Genomic DNA, 588 nt, shown 5'->3' with positions numbered 1-588 from the left:
CACGCCTTCACGTTTGGCATTTTCTTCTAAATAGGCCAAACCCGCTGCGTGGTTTTCAGACATCACTTCATCAACACCCGGCGCTGGTGTCGTCAGGATGTCGCGGATGATTTCCCACTGCGTATTAATTTCTTCTGCGCTCATGCGGCTTTCATTTGCCAGCGCTTCTAGAAAGCCAATCGAAGCGATGCGGCCGCTAATGCCTTTCTCGTAATCCTGTAGCAGGTTATCCACCATGAGCACTTGCAGTCCCATGTATGCACCTAACATGTAAAGCTGTGACGAGGTCTCATCATCATCGATGGTCACCTCTTTAATCGCTGGCAAATCAGCCATCGCTGGCGCGTCTTGTAAGCCACGCACCATCAATTCTAGCGATATCATCTGCTCTTCCATGCGTGGCTTACGGTTGAGTACATCAACAAAGCCCACGTGCAGCAATTCGTGCTTCTCTTCACGACCAAGATCTGGTGATTCTTCACCAATCATTTCAATTAATTGTTGCGCTTCCCGCAGCGATGCGGCACCAACGGCATAAGAACGAGCATCATGCTCTTGATTCAGATTAATGCGGTCTGGGGACGGGCC

The 588-nt window shown here is 50.2% G+C and carries 1 protein-coding gene; it reads right to left on the bottom strand.

Annotation, left to right across the window (positions count from 1 at the left end):
• A partial coding sequence (locus HUK65_RS18610) for an FKBP-type peptidyl-prolyl cis-trans isomerase N-terminal domain-containing protein (protein WP_179907784.1) occupies positions 1-588 on the bottom strand: 588 nt, incomplete at both ends.

The organism is Rhabdonatronobacter sediminivivens, assembly GCF_013415485.1.
GTDB lineage: Bacteria > Pseudomonadota > Alphaproteobacteria > Rhodobacterales > Rhodobacteraceae > Rhabdonatronobacter > Rhabdonatronobacter sediminivivens.
Note: the sequence above shows the minus strand (reverse complement) of the source record. Positions and strands in the feature narration are given on the sequence as shown.